The organism is Arthrobacter sp. 05T423, assembly GCF_056396245.1.
On the sequence record NZ_JBFTLC010000115.1, the window covers coordinates 1 to 520 of the forward strand.

Below are 520 nucleotides of genomic sequence, written 5' to 3' on the forward strand. Positions count from 1 at the left end.
AACTTGAGCACCGGGACCTTGTAGTTCGGGTCCGGCGCGAACCTGGACGAGTTGGACCACATCCGGCCGTTGGGCATCTTCATCACGTCGGTGAGGTAGATGACGTCGCCCTTGGTGGTGGGGGTGCCGTCCTGGTACCGGGTGAAGTCGACCACCACCTCGCGCCGCTTGGCCGGCCACAGCTCAAAGGAATCGCGCTTGACCGGGAAGGGCAGCAGGCCGCCGTCGGACGCGATCTGGGTGAACTGCATGCACTGCTGGGCGTCCGGGATGCGGTACTGCCCCTCGAGTTCGTCGCCCTTGTAACCGAGCGATACCGACGTCTTCGGGCCCTTCGTGGAGCTCATCAGCTTGAACTCGTAGATGCGGGCGATGGAGGCGTCCAGGAACCGGAAGCGGTACTTGCGCCGCTTCACCTCCATCACCGGGTAGGCGGTGCCGTTCACGGTGAAGATGTCGCCCACGAACCCGTGGTTGGGGAAGTGCTTGTAGAAGGTCTTGCCCCACCATTCCGGATGCT

At 63.5% G+C, this 520-nt stretch carries 1 protein-coding gene; it reads right to left on the reverse strand.

Going from position 1 to position 520, the window contains the following annotated elements; translation table 11 throughout:
- Positions 1 to 520: cupredoxin domain-containing protein (locus AC1DFE_RS24160; protein WP_476908343.1), on the reverse strand; the 520-nt coding region annotated here is incomplete at both ends.